The sequence below is a fragment of the Agromyces mariniharenae genome (assembly GCF_008122505.1).
Lineage (GTDB): Bacteria > Actinomycetota > Actinomycetes > Actinomycetales > Microbacteriaceae > Agromyces > Agromyces mariniharenae.
The window spans coordinates 935,337-955,139 of sequence record NZ_VSSB01000002.1 but is presented as its reverse complement, the minus strand read 5'-3'; the positions used below and the strand labels follow the sequence as shown (position 1 = coordinate 955,139).

General features: G+C 71.8%; 19 protein-coding genes, 1 tRNA gene and 1 other RNA gene. 9 read left to right on the top strand and 12 right to left on the bottom strand.

Annotation, left to right across the window (positions count from 1 at the left end):
• Nucleotides 1-4: 4 nt before the first annotated feature.
• Nucleotides 5-766 (bottom strand): hypothetical protein, encoded by a 762-nt coding sequence (locus FYC51_RS17750; RefSeq protein ID WP_148735076.1) that lies wholly within the window; start codon nucleotides 764-766, stop codon nucleotides 5-7.
• Between the two features lie 21 nt (nucleotides 767-787).
• Between FYC51_RS17750 and FYC51_RS17745 the strand changes: the two genes are divergently transcribed.
• Nucleotides 788-2,752, top strand: a complete 1,965-nt coding sequence (locus FYC51_RS17745) for a bifunctional 3'-5' exonuclease/DNA polymerase (RefSeq protein ID WP_238476441.1) — start codon at nucleotides 788-790, stop codon at nucleotides 2,750-2,752.
• Here the strand turns inward: FYC51_RS17745 and FYC51_RS17740 are convergent.
• Complete coding sequence (locus FYC51_RS17740; RefSeq protein ID WP_148735075.1) at nucleotides 2,734-3,357, bottom strand: PadR family transcriptional regulator; 624 nt, start codon at nucleotides 3,355-3,357, stop codon at nucleotides 2,734-2,736. The genes FYC51_RS17745 and FYC51_RS17740 overlap by 19 nt on opposite strands.
• Before the next feature lie 236 nt (nucleotides 3,358-3,593).
• Here FYC51_RS17740 and FYC51_RS17735 point away from each other — a divergent pair, with 236 nt between their 5' ends.
• Complete coding sequence (locus FYC51_RS17735; RefSeq protein WP_148735074.1) at nucleotides 3,594-4,115, top strand: DUF3145 domain-containing protein; 522 nt, start codon at nucleotides 3,594-3,596, stop codon at nucleotides 4,113-4,115.
• Between the two features lie 137 nt (nucleotides 4,116-4,252).
• Here the strand turns inward: FYC51_RS17735 and FYC51_RS17730 are convergent, their stop codons facing one another.
• The 6 genes from FYC51_RS17730 to aceE form a co-directional block, all read right to left on the bottom strand.
• Nucleotides 4,253-5,488 carry a beta-ketoacyl-[acyl-carrier-protein] synthase family protein gene (locus FYC51_RS17730; protein ID WP_148735073.1) on the bottom strand — a complete coding sequence of 412 codons (1,236 nt, stop codon included), beginning with the start codon at nucleotides 5,486-5,488 and terminating at the stop codon, nucleotides 4,253-4,255.
• A gap of 79 nt (nucleotides 5,489-5,567) precedes the next feature.
• Nucleotides 5,568-5,816 (bottom strand): acyl carrier protein, encoded by a 249-nt coding sequence (locus tag FYC51_RS17725; RefSeq protein ID WP_056731598.1) that lies wholly within the window; start codon nucleotides 5,814-5,816, stop codon nucleotides 5,568-5,570.
• A gap of 66 nt (nucleotides 5,817-5,882) precedes the next feature.
• On the bottom strand, nucleotides 5,883-6,887 hold the full coding sequence (locus FYC51_RS17720) for a beta-ketoacyl-ACP synthase III (protein WP_148735072.1): 1,005 nt from the start codon (nucleotides 6,885-6,887) through the stop codon (nucleotides 5,883-5,885).
• 41 nt (nucleotides 6,888-6,928) lie between these two features.
• On the bottom strand, nucleotides 6,929-7,849 hold the full coding sequence (locus FYC51_RS17715) for an ACP S-malonyltransferase (protein WP_148735071.1): 921 nt from the start codon (nucleotides 7,847-7,849) through the stop codon (nucleotides 6,929-6,931).
• A 125-nt stretch (nucleotides 7,850-7,974) separates the two neighbouring features.
• Nucleotides 7,975-9,189 (bottom strand): PucR family transcriptional regulator, encoded by a 1,215-nt coding sequence (locus FYC51_RS17710; protein WP_148735070.1) that lies wholly within the window; start codon nucleotides 9,187-9,189, stop codon nucleotides 7,975-7,977.
• An 11-nt stretch (nucleotides 9,190-9,200) separates the two neighbouring features.
• Nucleotides 9,201-11,927 (bottom strand): pyruvate dehydrogenase (acetyl-transferring), homodimeric type, encoded by a 2,727-nt coding sequence (aceE, locus tag FYC51_RS17705; RefSeq protein WP_148735069.1) that lies wholly within the window; start codon nucleotides 11,925-11,927, stop codon nucleotides 9,201-9,203.
• Between the two features lie 172 nt (nucleotides 11,928-12,099).
• Here aceE and FYC51_RS17700 point away from each other — a divergent pair, with 172 nt between their 5' ends.
• Complete coding sequence (locus FYC51_RS17700; RefSeq protein WP_148735068.1) at nucleotides 12,100-12,555, top strand: peroxiredoxin; 456 nt, start codon at nucleotides 12,100-12,102, stop codon at nucleotides 12,553-12,555.
• A gap of 25 nt (nucleotides 12,556-12,580) precedes the next feature.
• Here FYC51_RS17700 and FYC51_RS17695 read toward each other — a convergent pair whose 3' ends face one another.
• Entirely contained in the window at nucleotides 12,581-13,279 is a 699-nt protein-coding gene (locus FYC51_RS17695) for a hypothetical protein (RefSeq protein WP_148735067.1), read from the bottom strand.
• Nucleotides 13,280-13,355: 76 nt separating this feature from the next.
• Here FYC51_RS17695 and FYC51_RS17690 point away from each other — a divergent pair.
• The 4 genes from FYC51_RS17690 (at nucleotide 13,356) to rnpB (ending at nucleotide 15,516) form a co-directional block, all read left to right on the top strand.
• Nucleotides 13,356-13,431: transfer RNA gene (locus FYC51_RS17690), tRNA-Val, on the top strand.
• A gap of 60 nt (nucleotides 13,432-13,491) precedes the next feature.
• The gene (locus FYC51_RS17685) at nucleotides 13,492-14,310 is read left to right on the top strand and encodes a Nif3-like dinuclear metal center hexameric protein (protein WP_148735066.1); all 819 of its coding nucleotides are present in this window, start codon (nucleotides 13,492-13,494) and stop codon (nucleotides 14,308-14,310) included.
• A gap of 37 nt (nucleotides 14,311-14,347) precedes the next feature.
• On the top strand, nucleotides 14,348-15,085 hold the full coding sequence (locus tag FYC51_RS17680; protein WP_148735065.1) for a zinc ribbon domain-containing protein: 738 nt from the start codon (nucleotides 14,348-14,350) through the stop codon (nucleotides 15,083-15,085).
• Between the two features lie 55 nt (nucleotides 15,086-15,140).
• Nucleotides 15,141-15,516, top strand: an RNA gene (gene rnpB / locus FYC51_RS17675) — RNase P RNA component class A.
• 22 nt (nucleotides 15,517-15,538) lie between these two features.
• Here the strand turns inward: rnpB and ppgK are convergent.
• A complete protein-coding gene (ppgK, locus tag FYC51_RS17670) occupies nucleotides 15,539-16,297 on the bottom strand; it encodes a polyphosphate--glucose phosphotransferase (protein WP_148735064.1) in 759 nt (252 codons plus the stop codon).
• A gap of 55 nt (nucleotides 16,298-16,352) precedes the next feature.
• Nucleotides 16,353-17,216, bottom strand: coding sequence for a type I methionyl aminopeptidase (map, locus tag FYC51_RS17665; protein ID WP_148735063.1), 864 nt, complete (start codon nucleotides 17,214-17,216; stop codon nucleotides 16,353-16,355).
• A gap of 11 nt (nucleotides 17,217-17,227) precedes the next feature.
• On the opposite strand from map, the gene FYC51_RS17660 reads away from it, so the two are divergent.
• A complete protein-coding gene (locus tag FYC51_RS17660; RefSeq protein ID WP_148735062.1) occupies nucleotides 17,228-17,413 on the top strand; it encodes an SPOR domain-containing protein in 186 nt (61 codons plus the stop codon).
• A gap of 67 nt (nucleotides 17,414-17,480) precedes the next feature.
• Here the strand turns inward: FYC51_RS17660 and panB are convergent, their stop codons facing one another.
• Nucleotides 17,481-18,368 (bottom strand): 3-methyl-2-oxobutanoate hydroxymethyltransferase, encoded by an 888-nt coding sequence (gene panB, locus FYC51_RS17655; protein ID WP_148735061.1) that lies wholly within the window; start codon nucleotides 18,366-18,368, stop codon nucleotides 17,481-17,483.
• 87 nt (nucleotides 18,369-18,455) lie between these two features.
• Between panB and FYC51_RS17650 the strand changes: the two genes are divergently transcribed.
• Nucleotides 18,456-19,793, top strand: coding sequence for a glutamine synthetase family protein (locus FYC51_RS17650; protein ID WP_148735060.1), 1,338 nt, complete (start codon nucleotides 18,456-18,458; stop codon nucleotides 19,791-19,793).
• Nucleotides 19,794-19,803: the final 10 nt, after the last annotated feature.

Sequence of the window (19,803 nt, the reverse complement as noted above, 5' to 3'; positions counted from 1 at the left end):
TGGGTCAGCCGACCACGGGGTGCCCCTTCGAGATGGCGTCGACGGCGGCGTCGCCGCGGATCCGGCGCATGCAGGCGACGACCTCGTCGACGACCGCGGGGGAGAGCGCCGAGCAGACGATGCTGTTCCGCCCCACGGCAGCGAGACCGCCCGCGCGGATGCGCACGACCTCCCAGCCGACCTCGCGCAGCGCCTCGTCCTTCTCGAGGTCGGAGCCTTCCTTGAGCCCCCGGTGGGCTCGCCGCGACCGACCCGGATCGTCGTACTCGATCGCGATGCGCAGCTGCGGCACGAGGATGTCGGGCCAGACCTCTTGACGGCCGTAGAACGTGCGGGCGATGCGCACCGCGTTGACGCCGTGGTGCAGCCGGATGCGCTCGCCCAGCAGGATCTTCAGCCGCTGCTCGGTCTGCGACGTGCGCGTGCGCAGGCCGGGGTTCATGTACGCGACGCCCGCCTCGCGCGCTGCCGTCGGACCGGCCGCGTTGACCCGGCACTTCGGGCAGCCGGGGCCGGTGAGCACGTCGCTGATCGTGGCGGCGTATCGATCGTGTCCGCGGTCGCAGCGCCAGTCGTAGGTGGCGCCGATCCGCGTCTCTCGGGCCAGCGCCGATCGTTGGGCGGGCGCGACCCGACCGAGGAGCTCGCTGCGAGTGCGGTGCGTCTCGTCGATGAGCATGCACAGCGGACAGACACGACGGAGCGCGACGACCCCGTCTGCACCCGCGGCGGCGCCGTGACCGCAACGGAAGCTCACGGCGACCACGATCGGACCCTTCGCTGCTCCATGCGACCCATGCTGCGGCATCCCGCCGACACTCGCGCAGCCGGGGCGCGGCCGGTCTCCGACACCGATGCCGTGATCGGATCAGGGTCGGAGTCCGCCGCCGGTGTCACCGGCGGCCACGACAATGGAGCCGTGCACGTGGTGGTCGGCGCAGGAGCGCAGGGTCGGATCGTCCTCGTCGACCCCGACGACCCGGCCCGACCCCTCGCCGAGGTCTCGCTCGACGGGTTCGCCGAGGCCGTGCGCGCGCTGGAGGCGCGCGATCACCCCCGCTGGGTGTGGACCGAGACGCGACGCTGGTATCCGCGCCTCCTCGACGCGGGCGTCCGGGTCGAGCGGTGCCACGACGTGCGGCTCTGCGGCGCGATCCTCGACCGCTCGACCGTCACCGAGTCGGCGCGCGCCGGCGGGCGGCACCCGCGCCCCGCGTGGCTGCCGCCCGGACCGGCGGAGGCCGGCGGCGCGGCTGCCGAGACCACGACCCCGTCGCCGGTCGCGCACAGCGCGCTCTTCGACCTCGACGACTTCGGCGACGACCGGGCGACCGACCCCGAGGGCACCGCGCCGCCGGGCTCCGAGGTCCTCGCACCATCGACGGATGCCGCGGCTCGCACCTCCGGGGCATCCGTCGCCGTCGACGCGGTCGTGGCCGAGCTCGCCCGCCAGCTCGCCCTCGTCGCCGAGAGCGCCGACCCCGGCCGGCTGCGGCTCCTGCTCGCCGCGGAATCCGCGGGCGCGCTCATCGGCGCCGAGCTGCACGCCGCGGGCCTCCCGTGGGACCGCGCCGTGCACGAGGCCGTCCTGGAGTCGGAGCTCGGTCCCCGCCCGTCGCCGGGATGGAAGCCGGCGCGCATGGAGGCGCTCGCGACGCAGGCGCGCGAGGAGCTCGGCGCGGCATCCGTGAACCTCGACTCGCAGGCCGACCTGCTGCGGGCGCTGCGCGCCGCGGGCATCCCGGTCGAGTCCACCGCCAGATGGGAGCTGCGAGAGCACGACCACCCCGTGATCGAGCCGCTCATCGCCTACAAGAAGCTCTCGCGGCTCCTCAGCGCCAACGGCTGGACCTGGCTCGACGAGTGGATCGTTGACGGACGCTTCCGGCCCGAGTACGTGCCGGGCGGCACGGCGACGGGTCGATGGGCGACCTCGGGCGGGGGAGCGCTGCAGCTGCCCAAGAACGTCCGCAGCGCCGTCGTCGCGGATCCGGGATGGACCCTCGTCGTGGCCGACGCCGCGCAGCTCGAGCCGCGCGTGCTCGCCGCGATCGCCCGCGACGAGGCCATGGCCGAGGCGGCACGCGGCCGCGACATCTACCGCGGACTCGTCGACGGCGGCGTCGTGGGCACGCGCGACGAGGCGAAGGTCGCGATCCTCGGCGCGATGTACGGAGCGACCACGGGCGACAGCGGACGCCTCGTCCCGCGACTGGCCCGGGCGTTCCCGCGGGCCATGGCGCTCGTCGACCGGGCGGCGGCCGACGGCGAGCGCGGGCTTCCGGTCACGACGCTCCTCGGCCGTTCCTCACCGCTCCCGTCGGCGGAGTGGCGTGCGGTGCAGGCCCGCGCGAGCGAGCCCGACGCGACGGCGACCGACGAGCGGCGCGCACGGTCGCGCGCCCGTGACTGGGGCCGGTTCACCCGCAACTTCGTCGTCCAGGGCAGCGCGGCCGAGTGGTCGCTGTGCTGGATGGCCGCGCTGCGCGGCCGGCTCGCCGAGATCGGGTCGACGGTGACGGATGCCGCGCCGGCCGCGTCCGAGTCGGGACCGGTGTTCGGCCGGGCCCCCCACCTCGTGTACTTCCTGCACGACGAGCTCATCGTGCACGCCCCGCGCGAGACCGCCGACGCGGTCGCGGTCGCCGTCGAGGAGACCGCCGCGGCCGCGGGGCGGCTGCTGTTCGGCGACTTCCCGGTCGACTTCCCGCTCGATCTCGCGATCGTCGAGAGCTACGCGTCGGCCGGCTGAGGCGCCGCGGCCGGTCGCCTCCCGCGCTTCGGCCGCTCGGCGCGGGGAGCGAACGCGATCCGCTCCTGCGACGACACCGTGTCGAGCCAGCCGAGCACGGCCTCCGCCCGGGATCGCTCCGCGGCCGTGACGAGCGCGACGAGCCGCCGTTCGCCCTCGAGCGCGGTGTCCTCCTCATCGAGCGAGCCGGCCGCCGCCGCGCTCTCCACGGCGCCGGCAGCGGATGCCGCCTCCCGGCGTCGCTCCCACCGACTCCGCTCGGCGGCGAGCACCGCCTCGGCGTCGACGCCCGGCAGGGATCGGGCGATGAGCACGCGATCGACGGTCTCGTCCCACGGGTCGGCGCCCGCGGCATCCGGGCCCTCGAGCCACGACCGCGCGGCGGCCGCGCCCGCGTTCGTGAGGCCGTAGAGGGGGAGCCCGTCGTCGGTCGTGCCCGCGGACTCGACGAGTCCCTGCTTCTGCAGCCGCTCGAGCGTGGCATACGTCTGGCCGACGTTGATGCTGCGACGGCCGCCGGTTCGCGCCGCGAGGCCGCCGTGCAGTTGGAACCCGTACGCCGGACCGACGGTGAGCAGCGCGAGCAGCGCGTCGCGCACGGCCATGTGCACCTCCGGAGGCGGATCGGGAACGCTTCACCGAGCATACTGTTTCGCGCAGGTGGTCGTCATCGCGCAGGCTCGATGGGCCCGGAATGCCCCGCCGACCCGCGCGGATCCTTGTCAGGGCCCGGATTCCGCGGCATACTCGTCGATGACGGCTCGCCGTCCACAATCGAACATCCGCTGTCCGGCGGTTCCGAGGTCGTAGGGGAAGACGCACCTCGAGAACGGAGACGGAGATGGCGGAGAAGGTCACGCGGGCCGTGCGCGCCGCGCGAGGCGTGCTGTTCGTGCACTCCTCGCCGCGGGCGCTGTGCCCGCATGTGGAGTGGGCTGCCGGGCGTGCGCTCGGCACGGCCGTGAACTTCGACTGGTCCGAGCAGCCGGTCTACCGCGGCCTGCTGCGCGCCGAGTTCTACTGGGAGGGCGAGGCCGGCACGGGTGCGAAGCTCGCGTCGGCGCTGCGCGGCTGGGACCAGTTGCGCTTCGAGGTGAGCGAGGACCCGACGCCCGGGTCCGACGGCGCGCGGTGGATGCACACGCCCGACCTCGGCGTGTACTTCGCGCAGACCGACACGGCCGGCAACACCGTCATCCCCGAGGACCGCATCCGCTACGCGATGGAGATCGCCGGCCACGATGCCGTCGAGCTGCACCGCGAGCTGCGCCTCGCGCTCGGCCAGGCGTGGGACGACGAGCTCGAACCGTTCCGCCACGCGAGCGACTTCGCCCCGGTCGTCTGGTTGCACCAGGTGGGTTGAGCGGCGACGCCGCCCGAGCGGCGCGACGCGGACGTCGGATGACCCTTCCCGGCGGCCGCACGAGCGAAGCAGCAGGCGGCGACGAAACGGGCCCCGCGCCGGGAGGCGTCGGGGCCCGTTCCATGAGCCGTGCGGGATCAGGCGGTGCGGAAGCCGACCACCGCGTTGTGTCCGCCGAAGCCGAACGAGTTCGAGATCGCGACGAGCGGGCCGTCGCCGAGGTCGCGCGGCTCGCGCACGACGTCGAGGTCGATCTCGGGGTCGAGCTCGGTGACGTTGATCGTCGGGGGAGCCGTGCGGTGGTGCAGCGCGAGCACCGTGAAGATCGCCTCGATCGCGCCGGCGCCGCCGAGCAGGTGCCCGGTCGAGGCCTTCGTCGCGCTCACGGCGATGTTCGGGAGGTGCTCGCCGAAGACGGCGGCCAGGGCGGTGTACTCGGCGATGTCGCCGACGGGGGTGCTCGTCGCGTGCACGTTGATGTGCGCGACCTGGTCGATGCCGACGCCGGCCTGCTCGAGCGTCGCCACCATCGCACGGGCGGCGCCGGTGCCCTCGGGGTCGGGCGCCGTGATGTGGTAGGCGTCGCTCGTGACCGCGCCGCCGATGAGCTCGGCGTAGATGCGCGCGCCGCGGGCCTTCGCGTGCTCCTCGGTCTCGACGACGAGCGCCGCTGCGCCCTCGCCCATCACGAATCCGTCGCGCGCGACGTCGTACGGCCGCGACGCGTGCGCCGGGTCGTCGTTGTTGCGCGAGAGCGCCTGCATCGAGTTGAAGGAGGCGATCGTGATCGGGTGGATGGCGGACTCCGAGCCGCCCGCGATGACCACGTCGGCGAGCCCCGCCTGGAGGTGGTCGTACGCGTTCACGAGCGCCTCGGTGCTCGAGGCGCACGCGGAGACGACGGTGCGGATGCCGGCACGCGCGTGCAGGTCCATGCCCACCGCGGCGCCCGGGCCGTTCGGCATGAGCATCGGCACGGTCATCGGCAGGACGCGTCGGGGGCCGCGCTCGCGCAGCGTGTCCCACGCGTCGAGCAGCGTCCACACGCCGCCGATGCCGGTCGCCCAGTCGATCGCGAGGCGGTCGGACGGCACGTCGGGTGCGCCGGCGTCGGCCCAGGCCTCGCGGCCCGCGATGAGCGCGAACTGGCTCGACGGGTCGAGGCGCTTGATCTCGTGGCGCTCGAGCACGTCGGCCGGCGACACCCTGGCATTGGCGGCGAAGGTGACGGGCAGCTCGTACTCGGCCACCCAGTCCTGCTCGATGGTGCGGGCGCCGGACTCGCCGGCGAGCAGGTTCGTCCAGCTGTCACGGGCGGTGCCCCCGAGCGGGGAGGTCGCACCGATGCCCGTGATGACGATCTTCTTGGTCATTCGAGAATCACTCCAGGAGGGAAGAGGGCAACGTGATCGAGCGGGCCGGACCGATCGGCCGGCCCGCTCGGGTCAGCGACTAGGCCTGGGCCTTGACGATGAAGTCGACGGCGTCGCCGACGGTCTTGAGGTTCTTGACCTCCTCGTCGGGGATCTTGACGTCGAACTTCTCCTCGGCGTTGACGACGATCGTCATCATCGAGATGGAGTCGATGTCGAGGTCATCCGTGAACGACTTGTCCAGCTCAACCGTGTCGGTCGCGATGCCGGTCTCGTCGTTGATGAGCTCGGCCAGGCCGGCAAGCACTTCTTCGGTGGACAATGCCATGGTTCTTCTCCTTGGGGGGTGTCTCGTTTGACCGAGACTCAGTCTAGATGGACGATGAACGGCGGTTCAGGGAAGAACCACCACTTGGGCGCCGAACACGAGGCCCGCGCCGAAGCCGATCTGGAGGGCGAGCCCTCCGGAGAGTTCCGGGTGCTCCTCGAGCAGCCGGTGGGTCGCGAGCGGGATCGACGCCGCCGACGTGTTGCCGGTGGTCGCGATGTCGCGCGCGATGACGACGGACTCGGGCAGCTTCAGCTGCTTCGCGAACTCGTCGATGATGCGCATGTTGGCCTGGTGCGGGATGAACGCCGACAGGTCGGCGCTCGTCACGCCCGCGGCATCCAGCGCCTGCTTCGCGACCTTGGCCATGTCCCACACGGCCCAGCGGAAGACGGTCTGCCCCTCCTGGCGAAGGGTGGGCCACTCGGATGCCCCGTCGCGGAACTCCACGAGCGTGTGGTTCATGCCCACCGCCGCTGCCTTCGAGCCGTCGGAGCCCCACACCGTGCGCGCGATGCCGGGGAAGTCGCTCGGGCCGATGACGATCGCGCCCGCGCCGTCGCCGAGCAGGAACGAGATCGACCGGTCGGTCGGGTCGACGACGTCGGAGAGCTTCTCGGCGCCGATCACGAGGGCGTAGTGCGCGACGCCCGTGCGGATCAGCGCGTCGGCCTGCGCGACGGCGTAGGCGTAGCCGGCGCACGCGGCGTTGGCGTCATACGCGGCGGCGGGGTTCGCACCGACCCGGTCGGCGACGACGGCCGCCATCGACGGGGTCTGCTGCACGTTCGAGATCGTCGCGACGATGACGAGGTCGATGAGCTCGGGCGCGACGCCCGACTTCGCGATGGCCTCCTTCGCGGCATCCGTCGCGAGGTCGAGCGCGGACACGTCGGCGCCGGCGCGGGCGCGCGTCACGATGCCGGTGCGCTGCTGGATCCACTCGTCGGAGGAGTCGATCGGGCCGATGAGGTCGTCGTTCGGCACCGCGTTCTCGCCACGGGCGGCCCCGACCGCGTAGATGCGCGTGTAGGCGGGTCCGTGCGACTGCTGCAGGGTGGGTTTCGTCATGCTCGGCTTTCTCTGTGCGCCCGTTGGAGGTTCGTGCCCGGTCAGGCGGCCCGCTCGATGAGCTCGATGGCCGCGGGCAGGTCGTCGGGGGTCTTCACGGCCACGGTCGGCACGCCCTTGAGCGCGCGCTTCGCGAGGCCGACGAGCGCGCCGGCGGGGGCCACCTCGATGAGGCCCGTGACACCGGCTTCGGCGAACGATTCCATGTCCATGTCCCAGCGCACCGGCGAAGAGACCTGTCCGACGAGCAGGTCGACGAACGCCGTGCCCGAGGTCACGACGCTGCCGTCGCGGTTGGTCCAGAGGGTGACGCCGGGGTCCGACACGTCGAGGCCGGAGGCGACGGCGCCGAGGCGGTCGACCGCCGGGCGCATGTAGCGCGTGTGGAAGGCCCCGGCGACCTGCAGCGGGATGACACGTGCGCCGGCCGGCGGCTCGGCCCGGAGGCGCTCGAGCGCGTCGAGGGCGCCGGCGACCACGATCTGGCCGCCGCCGTTGAAGTTCGCGGGCTCGAGTCCGAGTTCGTCGAGGCGGGCGGTGAGCTCGACCTCGTCGGCGCCGATGACGGCGCTCATGCCGGTGGCCTCGAGCGCAGCGGCATCCGCCATCGCTCGGCCGCGCTCGGCGACGAAGCGCATCGCGTCGGCCTCGGCGAGCACGCCGGCGCCGGCCGCGGCCGTGATCTCGCCGACCGAGTGGCCCGCGATGCCGCCGATGCGGTCGCGGCGGCCGTCGGCGAGGAGCCGGGAGAGCGCGAGCAGGCCCGCGGCGACGATGAGGGGCTGCGCGACCGCCGTGTCGCGGATGGTGTCGGCGTCGCTCTCGGTGCCGTGCGCCGCGAGGTCGACGTCAGCGGCCGCGGAGTACGCGGCGAGCTGCTCCGCTGCGGCGGGGTCGGCCAGCCAGGGGGCGAGGAATCCGGGGGTCTGCGAGCCCTGTCCAGGGCAGACGACGACGATCACCCTCCCTATCCTGCCAATGACCGCCACCTCGGGTGTGTGTCATTGCGACAAGCTCTCGCGAGAACCCTTGTGCGCGCCCGACATGCAGGGATGGGGCGGCTGCCGCCGAGCCGCTCGGATCGGCGTCAGCTCGGGCGTCGGCGCGGCTGGTGCTCGTGGTCGCTCATCGAGCCGATGATGAGCGCGGACTGCAGGATGAGCGCCTCACGCGCGCCCGTGGCATCCCACCCGATGACGTCGGAGACGCGCTTCAGTCGGTAGCGCACCGTGTTCGGGTGCACGAACAGCTCGCGGGCGGTGGCCTCGAGGGAGCGACCGTTGTCGAGGTAGCTCCACAGCGTCGTGAGGAGCTCGGTGGAATGCGCCTGCAGCGGCCGGTAGATGCGGTGCACGAGCGTCGCGCGGGCGAGCGGGTCGCCCGCGAGCGCGCGCTCGGGCAGCAGGTCGTCGGCGTGCACGGGTCGCGGCGCGTGCCGCCACGACCGGGCCACCGCGAAGCCCGCGAGCGCGGCCTTCGCGCTCTTCGACGCGTCGACGAGGTTGGGGACCTCGTGCCCGAGCACCAGGTGCCCCGGGCCGAAATGCGGCTCGAGCTGGGTGGCGATCTCCATGAACGTGAGCGCGGGGGAGGTGCCGATGGCGTCCTCGGGCTCGCGCCCGAGCGGGTCGGATCGACCGATCACGAGCACGAGCCGGTTGCCCTGCACGCCGATGAGCACGTCGGCGTGCATGTGCCGCGCCGCCCGACGCACGTGGTCGACGTCGAGCTGCTTCGGGGCGGTGCCCACGAGCACCGCGACCTCGCCGTGGCCGTGCCAGCCGAGGGCCGCGATGCGGCTCGGCAGCTCGTCGTCGTACTCGCCCGAGAGGATCGAGTCCACGACGAGCGCCTCGAGGCGGGCGTCCCAGAGTCCGCGCGCCTCCGCGGCGCGTGCGTACACGTCGGCCGCGGCGAAGGCGATCTCGCGCGAGTAGAGCAGGATGGCCTCGCGCAGCTCCTCGCCCCCGCCGTTCTTGACGCGCTCCTCGACGACCTCCACCGTCACGCGGATGAGCTGCAGCGTCTGCTGCAGGCTCACCGACCGGAGGAGCTCACGCGGCGCCGCGCCGAAGACGTCGGCCGCGATCCACGGGGTCGACCGCGGATCGTCGTACCAGGCGATGAACGAGGAGATGCCGGCCTGGGCGACGAGGCCGACGGCCGAGCGGCGGCTCGGCGGCATGTCGCCGTACCACGGCAGCGTGTCCTCCAGACGCTTCAACGTCTGGGTCGACAGCTCGCCCGCGATGGTGCGCAACCATGCGAGCGTCTCCGCCTTCGTCCTGGGCTTCGTCGCCACCGGGTCGCCTGCTAGCTCTCGCCGCCGGCCGTTCCGGTGGTGCCGGCGTTCACGTCGTGGAGCCGGTACTTCTCGATGGCCTGCGCCGGGAGCGACCGGTCGACCTCGCCGCGCTCCGCGAGGAGCTCGAGCGTGCGCACCACGACCGACGGGCCGTCGATCTTGAAGAAGCGACGTGCGGCCGGGCGCGTGTCCGAGAAGCCGAAGCTGTCGGCGCCGAGCGTGGCGTAGTCACCGGGCACGTAGGCGCGGATCTGGTCGGGCACGGCATGCATGTAGTCCGACACGGCGACGAACGGCCCGCCGGAGCCCGAGAGCTTCTGCGTCACGTAGGCGGTGCGGCGCTCCGCGTCGGGGTTCAGGAAGTTGTGCTCGTCGGCGGCGACGCCGTCGCGACGCAGCTCGGTCCAGCTCGTCACCGACCAGACATCCGCCGACACGCCCCAGTCGTTCGCGAGGAGCTCCTGCGCCTCGATGATCCACGGCACGGCGACGCCCGAGGCGAGCAGCTGGGCCTTCGGGCCCTGCGCGGTCGACTCCGAGAGGCGGTGGATGCCGCGGACGATGCCCTCGACGTCGACGCCCTCGGGCTCGGCCGGCTGCACGAGCGGCTCGTTGTAGACCGTGAGGTAGTACATGACGTTCGGGTCGGGGTGGGTGCCGCCGTACATGCGGTCGAGGCCCGAGCGCACGATGTGCCCGATCTCGTAGCCGTAGGCCGGGTCGTACGACACGACCGCCGGGTTCGTCGAGGCGAGGAGGATCGAGTGGCCGTCGGCGTGCTGCAGGCCCTCGCCCGTCAGCGTCGTGCGGCCGGCCGTGGCGCCGATCATGAAGCCGCGCGCCATCTGGTCGCCGGCCGCCCAGATCGCGTCGCCCGTGCGCTGGAACCCGAACATCGAGTAGAACACGTAGATCGGGATCAGCGGCTCGCCCTCGGTGGAGTACGAGGTGCCGACGGCGGTGAACGCGGCGAGCGCGCCCGCCTCGTTGATGCCGACGTGCACGATCTGGCCCTGCGGGCTCTCCTTGTAGGCGAGGAGGAGCTCGCGGTCGACCGAGGTGTAGTGCTGGCCGTTCGGGTTGTAGATCTTCGCGTTCGGGAAGAACGCGTCCATGCCGAACGTGCGCGCCTCGTCGGGGATGATCGGCACGATGCGGTTGCCGAAGTCCTTCGCCCGCATGAGGTCCTTCAGGAGGCGGACGAACGCCATGGTGGTGGCGATCTCCTGCGTGCCAGAGCCCTTCTTCGCGATCGCGTACGCCGAGTCGTCGGGCAGGGTGATCGCGGTGTGGTTCGTGCGGCGCTCGGGCAGGTACCCGCCGAGCTCCTTGCGACGCTCGTGCAGGTAGCGGATCGCCTCGTCGTCGTTGCCGGGGTGGTAGTACGGCGGGAGGTAGGGGTTCTCCTCGAGCTGCGCGTCGCTGATCGGGATGCGCATCGCGTCGCGGAACGTCTTGAGGTTGTCGAGGGTCATCTTCTTCATCTGGTGGGTCGCGTTGCGACCCTCGAAGGACGGCCCCAGGCCGTAGCCCTTGATCGTCTTCGCGAGGATGACCGTCGGCTGGCCCTTGTGCTCGGTCGCCGCCTTGAACGCGGCGTAGACCTTGCGGTAGTCGTGGCCGCCGCGCTTGAGGTTCCAGATCTGCTCGTCGCTCAGGTCCTTCACGAGCTCGAGCGCACGCGGGTCGCGGCCGAAGAAGTTCTCGCGCACGTAGGCGCCCGACTCCGCCTTGTAGGTCTGGTAGTCGCCGTCGGGGGTGACGTTCATGAGGTTGCGCAGCGCGCCGTCGTGGTCGCGGGCGAGCAGGTCGTCCCACTCGCGGCCCCAGACGACCTTGATGACGTTCCAGCCGGCGCCGCGGAAGAAGCTCTCGAGCTCCTGGATGATCTTGCCGTTTCCGCGCACGGGGCCGTCGAGGCGCTGGAGGTTGCAGTTGATCACGAACGTGAGGTTGTCGAGGCCCTCGTTCGCGGCGACCTGCAGCTGCCCGCGGCTCTCGACCTCGTCCATCTCGCCGTCGCCGAGGAACGCCCAGACGTGCTGGTCGGACGCGTCCTTGATGCCGCGGTTGGTGAGGTACTTGTTGAGCTGCGCCTGGTAGATCGCGTTGATCGGGCCGAGGCCCATCGACACGGTCGGGAACTGCCAGAAGTCGGGCATGAGCCGCGGGTGCGGGTACGACGACAGGCCGTTCGGCGCGTGCGACTTCTCCTGGCGGAAGCCGTCGAGCTGGTCGGCGCTCAGCCGGCCCTCGAGGAAGGCGCGGGCGTAGGTGCCGGGGGAGGCGTGGCCCTGGACGAAGATCTGGTCGCCGCCGCCGGGGTGGTCCTGGCCGCGGAAGAAGTGGTTGAAGCCGACCTCGTAGAGGGCGGCGCTCGAGGCGTACGTCGAGATGTGGCCGCCCACGGCGATGCCGGGGCGCTGCGCCCGGTGCACGAGCATGGCGGCGTTCCAGCGGATCCACGCGCGGTAGCGGCGCTCGATCTCCTCGTCGCCGGGGAACTCGGGCTCGTTCTCAGGAGCGATGGTGTTGAGGTAGTCGGTCGTCGGGACCATCGGCACGCCGAGGTGCAGCTCCTTCGAGCGCTTCAGCAGGCTGAGCATGATCTCCCGGCCGCGCTGATGCCCCTTCTCGGTGACGAGCGCATCGAGCGACTCGGCCCATTCCGACGTCTCCTCGGGATCGGAGTCCATCGCCTCGACCGAGTAGGGATCCTGGTCGTTGACAGTCACACTCGACCTCTCTCTTCAGCAGGTCTTGCCTGCGGCTGGGGGCGTGCGCACGACGAAGCGACCGGTTCACGGTCGGGTGGGCACCACGCCATCCTAGTGATTCTATGCCCGGTGCGTCGGGGCTAGGCTGGGCGCCGTCCCCGCCCCGAGTCCACTGGGAGGAACGGCCCCGATGATCCTCGGCCCCGGCGCCATCGCCCCCGATTTCACGCTCGCCAACCAGTTCGGCCAGCCCGTGTCGCTCGCGGACTTCCGCGGTGAGAAGCCGGTGACGCTCGTGTTCTTCCCGCTCGCGTTCTCGCGCACGTGCCAGGGCGAGCTGTGCGAGCTCCGCGACCACCTCGCGATGTTCGAGGCGTCGGGAACCGCGCTCGTCGGCGTGTCGGTCGACTCGAAGCACGCGTTGCGGGCCTGGGCGGAGGAGCAGGGCTACGGCTTCCCGCTGCTCGCGGACTTCTGGCCGCACGGCGAGGTCGCCCGCGCCTACGGCGCGTTCCTCGAGGAGCGCGGCTACGCCAACCGGGCGACCTTCGTGATCGGCGTCGACGGCATCGTCCGCTCGAGCTTCGCGACCGCGCCCGGCGAGGCACGCACGCTCGAGCAGTACCGGGCGGCCCTCGCGGGCTGACGGATGCCGCGGCATCCGCTCGCCCTCAGTCGAGGATGCCGACCGACCGGGCGATCACGAGCGCGAGGATCACGAACCCGCCGAACGCCTGCAGCCCCATGAGGAGCTTCGTGCGCTGCCGCAGCGGCATCGAGTCGCTCGCGCTGAACGCCATCGAGTTCGACAGCGACGTGTAGAGGTAGTCCACGAATCGCGGCGTCCAGTCGACGCGTGCCGACGAGCCCTTGGCCACCTCCTCGATGGTCGCCTCGTCCTCGTCCTGCGAGAAGCGGAAGTCGGCGGGCGGGATCTCGGTGCGGGCCCAGGCGGTGCGCACCACCGGGCCGCCGCGGTCGAGCTCCCAGTACAGCAGCGCGAACCCGATCACGTTCGCGACCCAGACCTGCAGCGCGGCGAGCAGCAGCCCGGGGGCGTTGTGATGGCCGGCGACGAGCTTGTACACGAGGATCACGAGCGCGATCTGGTTGATGAGCACGAGCAGGGCCACGAAGGCGACCGAGACCATGCGGTACCACCGCGTCTGCCGGCGCAGCCGGTGGGGGTTCACGAAGCTCAGCGTGAGGAGGAAGGCGAGCCCGGCCCCGACGAGGACGAACCGCTGGCCGCCGAAGATCTCGTTCGGCAGGAACGCGTAGAGTGCGAGCGCCACGAGCAGGGCGACGACGGCGGGCCACCGGTACTCGGGCTGAGCCATGCGACTCGGATGCTGCTCGACCACCTCCATGGGCGTGAGTCTAGGGAGGCTCCGATAACATGGGCGTGCGCCGCGCGGCGCGGGCGCGAGCCCGTCGCGCAGTGACGGGCCTTTAGCTCAGTTGGTAGAGCGCCACGTTTACACCGTGGATGTCGTCGGTTCGAGCCCGGCAGGGCCCACCACGGATGCCGCGGGGCTCCGGCCCGGCCATGTCGCCGAACCGCGCCGCTAGGCTGGGGCGCGTGCCAGTCGTTCTCGCCGAGGTCTTGACCACGATCGATCGGCTGTGGCCGCTCGAGGGCGCAGAGCCGTGGGATGCCCCGGGCCTCGTCACCGGCGATCCCGAGGCCGCGATCGAGCGCGTGCTCTTCGCGGTGGACGCCGTCGGCAGCACCGTCGACGAGGCCGTCGGCCTCCGTGCCGACCTGCTCATCGCGCACCACCCGCTGCTCCTGCGCGGCGTCACGTCCATCGCCGAGGACCGGTACAAGGGAGCCCTGCTCGCGCGGCTCATCCGCGCCGGCTGCGCGCTCGTCGCCGCCCACACCAACGCCGACGTCGTCGACCAGGGGACCTCCGCCGTGCTCGCTGCGCGGCTCGGGCTCGTCGACGTGCGGCCCATCGTGCCCGGCGCCGACCCCGCGCTCGGGCTCGGCCGCGTCGGACGGCTCACCGAGCCCACGACGCTCGGCCGACTCGCACGCATCCTCGCCGAGGTGCTGCCGCCCACGGCCACGGGCGTGCGCGCGGCAGGCGGCTTCGACGACCCCGTGGAGGTGGTCGCGCTCTGCGGCGGCGCCGGCGACTCGCTCCTCGGCGACCCGCTCGTGCGCGGCGCCGACGTCTACATCACGGCCGACCTCCGGCACCACCCGGCTTCGGAGGCGCGCGAGCAGGCCCTCGTCGGAGGCGGGCCGGCGCTCATCGACGTGTCCCACTGGGCGAGCGAGTGGCTCTGGCTCGACGCCGCCGCCGCGGAGCTGCGCGCCGCCCACCCCGAGCTCGACGTCCGCGTGAGCGAGCTCCGCACCGACCCCTGGGACTTCCAGGTCGTGCAATGATGACCACTCCCGCACCGTCCCCCACGAGGAGCACCAAGTGAAGGCCAGCCCCGCCGACCAGCAGGAACTGCTCAGGCTGCAGTCCCTCGACACCCGACTCCAGCAGCTCGCGCACCGCCTCGGCTCGCTGCCCCAGGCCGCCCCGCTCGCCGAGCTCGCCACGCGCGACACCGCGGTGCGCGGCACCCGAGCCGAAGCGGTCGGCGGACTCGAGGACGCCCGCGCCGAGCTGAAGCGGCTGGAGTCCGACGTCGCCATGGTCGAGGCGCGCATCGCCCGCGACGGCGACCGGCTGCAGCACACGTCGTCGACGAAGGACGTCGCCGCGCTCGAGTCCGAGCTCGCCTCGCTCGCCCGGCGGCTCTCCGACCTCGAGGACCAGGAGCTCGCCGTCATGGAGAAGGTCGAGGCGGCCGAGGCGGCCGTCGCCGGCATCGACGCCGAACGCGCGACCATCGCCGCCGAGGCCGCCGCCCTCGAGGCCGAGCGCGACGAGGCGGCATCCGGACTCGGCACCGAGCGCGACGCGGCCGAGCGCGACCGGGCGGTCGTCGCCGGCAGCGTGCCCGCGGAGCTCCTCACGTTCTACGAGCAGCACCGCCTCCGCGGCGGGGGAGTCGGCGCGGCGCTCCTGCGCCAGCGCACCTGCGGCGGCTGCACGATCACGCTCACCGGCTCCGACCTCGAGCAGGTGCGGCGTGCGGCGCCCGACGACGTCCTGCAGTGCCCCGAGTGCGACCGCATCCTCGTGCGCACCGACGAATCGGGGCTGTGACGACGCTCGGCGTCGAGCCGGAGCCCAGCCGCGACCTGTAGCCTTGGAGGGCGAGCGGGTCGGCAAGACGGTCGCGTCATCCGAGTGATCGGATGCCGAGGAACGTCCGGGCTCCGCAGGGCAGGACGGTGGGTAACACCCACCCGGGGCAACCCGCGAGACAGTGCCACAGAAAGCAGACCGCCCCGGACGCGAGTCCGGGGTAAGGGTGAAACGGTGGGGTAAGAGCCCACCAGCGGCCGCGGTGACGCGGTCGGCTCGGTAAACCTCGTCCGGAGCAAGGCCAGACAGGGAACCATGGGGCGGCCCGTCCCGTTCCCGGGTAGGCCGCTGGAGGGCTGCGGTGACGCAGCTCCGAGAGAGATGGCCGTCCAGCCGGTGTCGCGCAAGCGCCCGGTGAACAGAACCCGGCGTATCAGCCGGCCCGCTCGCACCCCGCCCAGCGCGGCGCTGTCAGTGGTTGGCGAGGGCTGCGGCGCCCAGGATGCCGGCGTTGTTGCGGTGCACGGCGGGGACGATCTTCGTCTTGAGGTCGAGCAGCGGCAGGAACTCCTCGCTGTGCTTCGACACCCCGCCGCCGACGACGAACAGGTCGGGCGTGAACAGGAACTCCACGAACGAGTAGTAGCGCTGCAGCCGCTTCGCCCACTTTTCCCAGCTCAGCGACTCGCGCTCCATCGCGGCGTACGCGGCGCGCTTCTCTGCGTCGTGCCCGTCGATCTCGAGGTGCCCGAGCTCGGTGTTCGGCACGAGCACGCCGTCGTAGATGAGCGCCGAGCCGATGCCGGTGCCGAGCGTGGTGAGGATCACGAGCCCGTCGACCCCGGCGGCCGCGCCGTAGCGGAGCTCGGCGAAGCCCGCGGCATCCGCGTCGTTGATGAAGTGGATCTCGCGGCCGAGCGCCTGCTCGAAGAGGTCCTCGGCCTGCAGGCCGATCCACTCGTCGGAGATGTTCGCAGCCGACAGCGTGTAGCCGCGCTTCACGATCGCGGGGAAGCACACGCCGAGCGGGAGCTTGCCGCCGCCGGAGAGCTGCGCGTCGATCTGGTCGACGAGCTCCTCGGTGGCCCGCAGCATGTCCTTCGGGCGGCCGCCCTCGGGGGTCTTCACCTTGAACCGGTCGGTGACGAGCTCGCCGGTGCCGAGGTCGACGACCGCCCCCTTGATGCCCGTGCCGCCGATGTCGATGCCGATCGCGTGGTCAGTCGCCATGGCGCCACACTATCGCGGGCCCGCCGGGCGAGGCCTCCGCCCCCCCGGCGGTGCCTCAGGGCAGGGTGAGGATCTCCGCGCCGCGCTCGGTCACCACGAGCGTGTGCTCGAACTGCGCGGTGAGCGCCCGATCGCGCGTGACGACCGTCCAGTCGTCGTCCCACACGTCCCACTCGATGGTGCCGAGCGTGAGCATGGGCTCGATCGTGAACACCATCCCGGGCTCCATGACCGTGTCGAACTCGGGGGCGTCGTAGTGGGGGATGACGAGGCCCGTGTGGAACGCCCGCCCGACGCCGTGTCCGGTGTAGTCGCGCACGACCCCGTACCCGAACCGCTTCGCGTACGCCTCGATCGCGCGGCCGATCACGTTCACCTGCCGCCCGGGCGCCACCGCACGGATGCCGCGCGCGAGCGCCTGCTCGGTCCGCTCCACGAGCAGCGCCGCCTCCTCGCTCGCCTCGCCGACGAGGAAGGTGCGGTTGAGGTCCCCGTGGTAGCCGTCGAGGAACGCCGTGACGTCGAGGTTCACGAGGTCGCCGTCCTCGAGCACGGTGTCGTCGGGGATGCCGTGGCAGATCACCTCGTTGACCGACGTGCATGACGACTTCGGGTATCCGCGGTAGCCGAGCGTCGACGGGTAGGCGCCGTGCCCGACGACGTACTCGTGCGCGATGCGGTCGAGCTCGTCGGTCGTGACGCCGGGTGCGATGGCGGATGCCGCGGCGTCGATCGCCTGCGCCGCGATCCGCCCCGCGGCGCGGATGCGCTCCACCTCGTCGGGCGCGTAGCGGTCGCCGGCCGTGTTGGGGGCGGGCGCACGGCGCCCGACGTACTCGGGACGGCGGATGCCGGCGGGGACCTGGCGCGTCGGCGACAGGCGTCCGGGGATGAGGTGGCCGGCGGCATCCTTGGGCATAGGATCACCCTATGGCGCAGGATGTCGAGCACCAGTTCTGGTACAACATGAAGACCGGCGAGGTGGAGCAGGGCTACGTGTCGCCGGCCCCCGATCGCGTCGGTCCGTTCGAGACGCGCGCCGAGGCCGAGCGGGCCCTCGAGATCCTGCGCGCGAACAGCGCGAAGTGGGCCGAGGAGGAGGCCGCCGAGGACTAGGCGGCGTCACCGTCCACGGCGCACGGCGCCGGCGTCGGGCGACGCCGCCGGCGGGCGGACCGACCTGTCACTCGTAGCTGTGCTCGGCGTTCGGGTAGCTTCCCGCCTCGACGTCGGCGCGCCACTCGCGGGCGGCCTTTGCGAGGATGCCCGACAGGTCGGCGTACTGCTTCACGAACTTCGGCACGCGCCCGACCGTGAGCCCGGCCCAGTCGGTCCAGACGAGCAGCTGCCCGTCGGTGTACGGTCCGGCGCCGACGCTGATGGTGGGGATCTCGAGGAGCTCGGTCACCTGGCGCGCCGCATCGGCCGGCACCATCTCGAGCACGACCGCGAACGCCCCGGCGTCCTGCACCGCCTTCGCATCGGCGAGCAGCTGCTGCACGCCCTCGCCGCGGCCCTGGATGACGTGTCCGCCCAGGCCGTGCTCGCTCTGCGGTGTGTAGCCGATGTGCGCCATGACCGGGATGCCCGCCTGCACGATGCGGCGGATCTGCTTGTGGCTGCGTTCGCCGCCCTCGAGCTTCACGGCGTGCGCGCCGGTCTCCTTCATGAACCGCACCGCGGTGTGCAGCGCGTCCTCGGGGCCGTTCTCGTAGGAGCCGAAGGGCATGTCGGCGATGACGAACGCGCGCTTCACGGCGCCGGCGACCGCTCGCGTGAGCGGGATGAGGTCGTCGATCGTGACGCGCAGCGTCGTGTCGTAGCCGAGCACGTTGTTGCCCGCCGAGTCGCCGACGAGCAGGAAGTCGATGCCCGCCTCATCGAAGATGCGCGCCGTGAGCATGTCGTAGCTCGTGAGGCCGGTGATCTTGATGCCCTCGCGCTTCGCGTTCTGGAAGTGGCGGGTGCGCACCCGCTTCGGTCCTCCGGCTGCCGCGGCGCCCCCGTACGGATTCGTCTCCGCCACGGGCTGGGTCGCGGATGCTGCGTCGTCGACGGGCTGCTCTGACATGTCGCCAGTCTGGCACACGCGGCATCCGTGCCCGGCGTCTCGCCCGGCGCCGAGCCGCTACCCTGAGAGGTGCGAGAGAGGGTGTGGATGGATAAGCAGCGCGACTTCGTTCTCCGGACCATCGAGGAACGAGGAGTCAAGTTCGTACGGCTCTGGTTCACCGACGTGGTCGGCACCCTGAAATCGGTGGCGATCGCACCCGCGGAGGTCGAAGGGGCGTTCACCGAGGGCATCGGGTTCGACGGCTCCGCGATCGAGGGCCTCAGCCGCACCTTCGAGTCCGACCTGCTGGCCTTCCCCGACCCGACGACGTTCCAGACGCTCCCGTGGCGTGGCGACATCGACCCCACCGCGCGCATGTTCTGCGACATCACGACGCCCGACGGCGAGCCCGCCGTGGCCGATCCCCGCAATGTGCTCAAGCGCACCCTCGCACGCGCCGCCGACCGCGGGTTCACCTTCTACACGCACCCCGAGATCGAGTTCTACCTGCTGCGCTCGTCGAAGTACGGCGAGGAGGGCCCCGTGCCCGTCGACTCTGCCGGCTACTTCGACAACGTCCCGGGCGGCACCGCGCACGACTTCCGTCGTCGCAGCGTGCGGATGCTCGAGGACCTCGGCATCTCGGTCGAGTTCAGCCACCACGAGGCCGGCCCCGGCCAGAACGAGATCGACCTGCGCTACGCCGACGCGCTCACCACGGCCGACAACATCATGACCTTCCGCACGGTCGTGAAGGAGGTCGCCATCGAGCAGGGCGTGTACGCCACCTTCATGCCGAAGCCGTTCTCGCAGTATCCCGGCAGCGGCATGCACACCCACCTCTCGCTGTTCGAGGGCGACACCAACGCCTTCTACGAGCCCGGCGCGCAGTACCAGCTCTCGAAGATCGGCCGCCAGTTCATCGCCGGCCTCCTCCGCCACGCCAACGAGATCTCGGCGGTCACCAACCAGTTCGTGAACTCGTACAAGCGGCTCTGGGGCGGCGACGAGGCGCCGAGCTTCATCTGCTGGGGCCACAACAACCGCTCCGCGCTCGTGCGCGTGCCGCTGTACAAGCCCAACAAGGGCCAGAGCGCGCGCGTCGAGTACCGCGCGATCGACTCCGCGGCCAATCCGTACCTCGCATTCTCGCTGCTGCTCGCGGCGGGCATGAAGGGCATCGAGGAGGGCTACGACCTGCCGCAGGAGGCGGAGGACGACGTGTGGGCCCTCACCGACAGCGAGCGCCGCGCGCTGGGCTACCACCCGCTGCCCGCGAGCCTCGACCACGCGATCGAGTACATGGAGGAGTCGGAGCTCGTGGCCGAGACCCTCGGCGAGCAGGTCTTCAACTACGTGCTCGCGAACAAGCGCTCCGAGTGGCGCGACTACCGTTCGCAGGTCACGACGTTCGAGCTGCAGCGCAACCTCGAGATCCTCTGACCAGCACCCG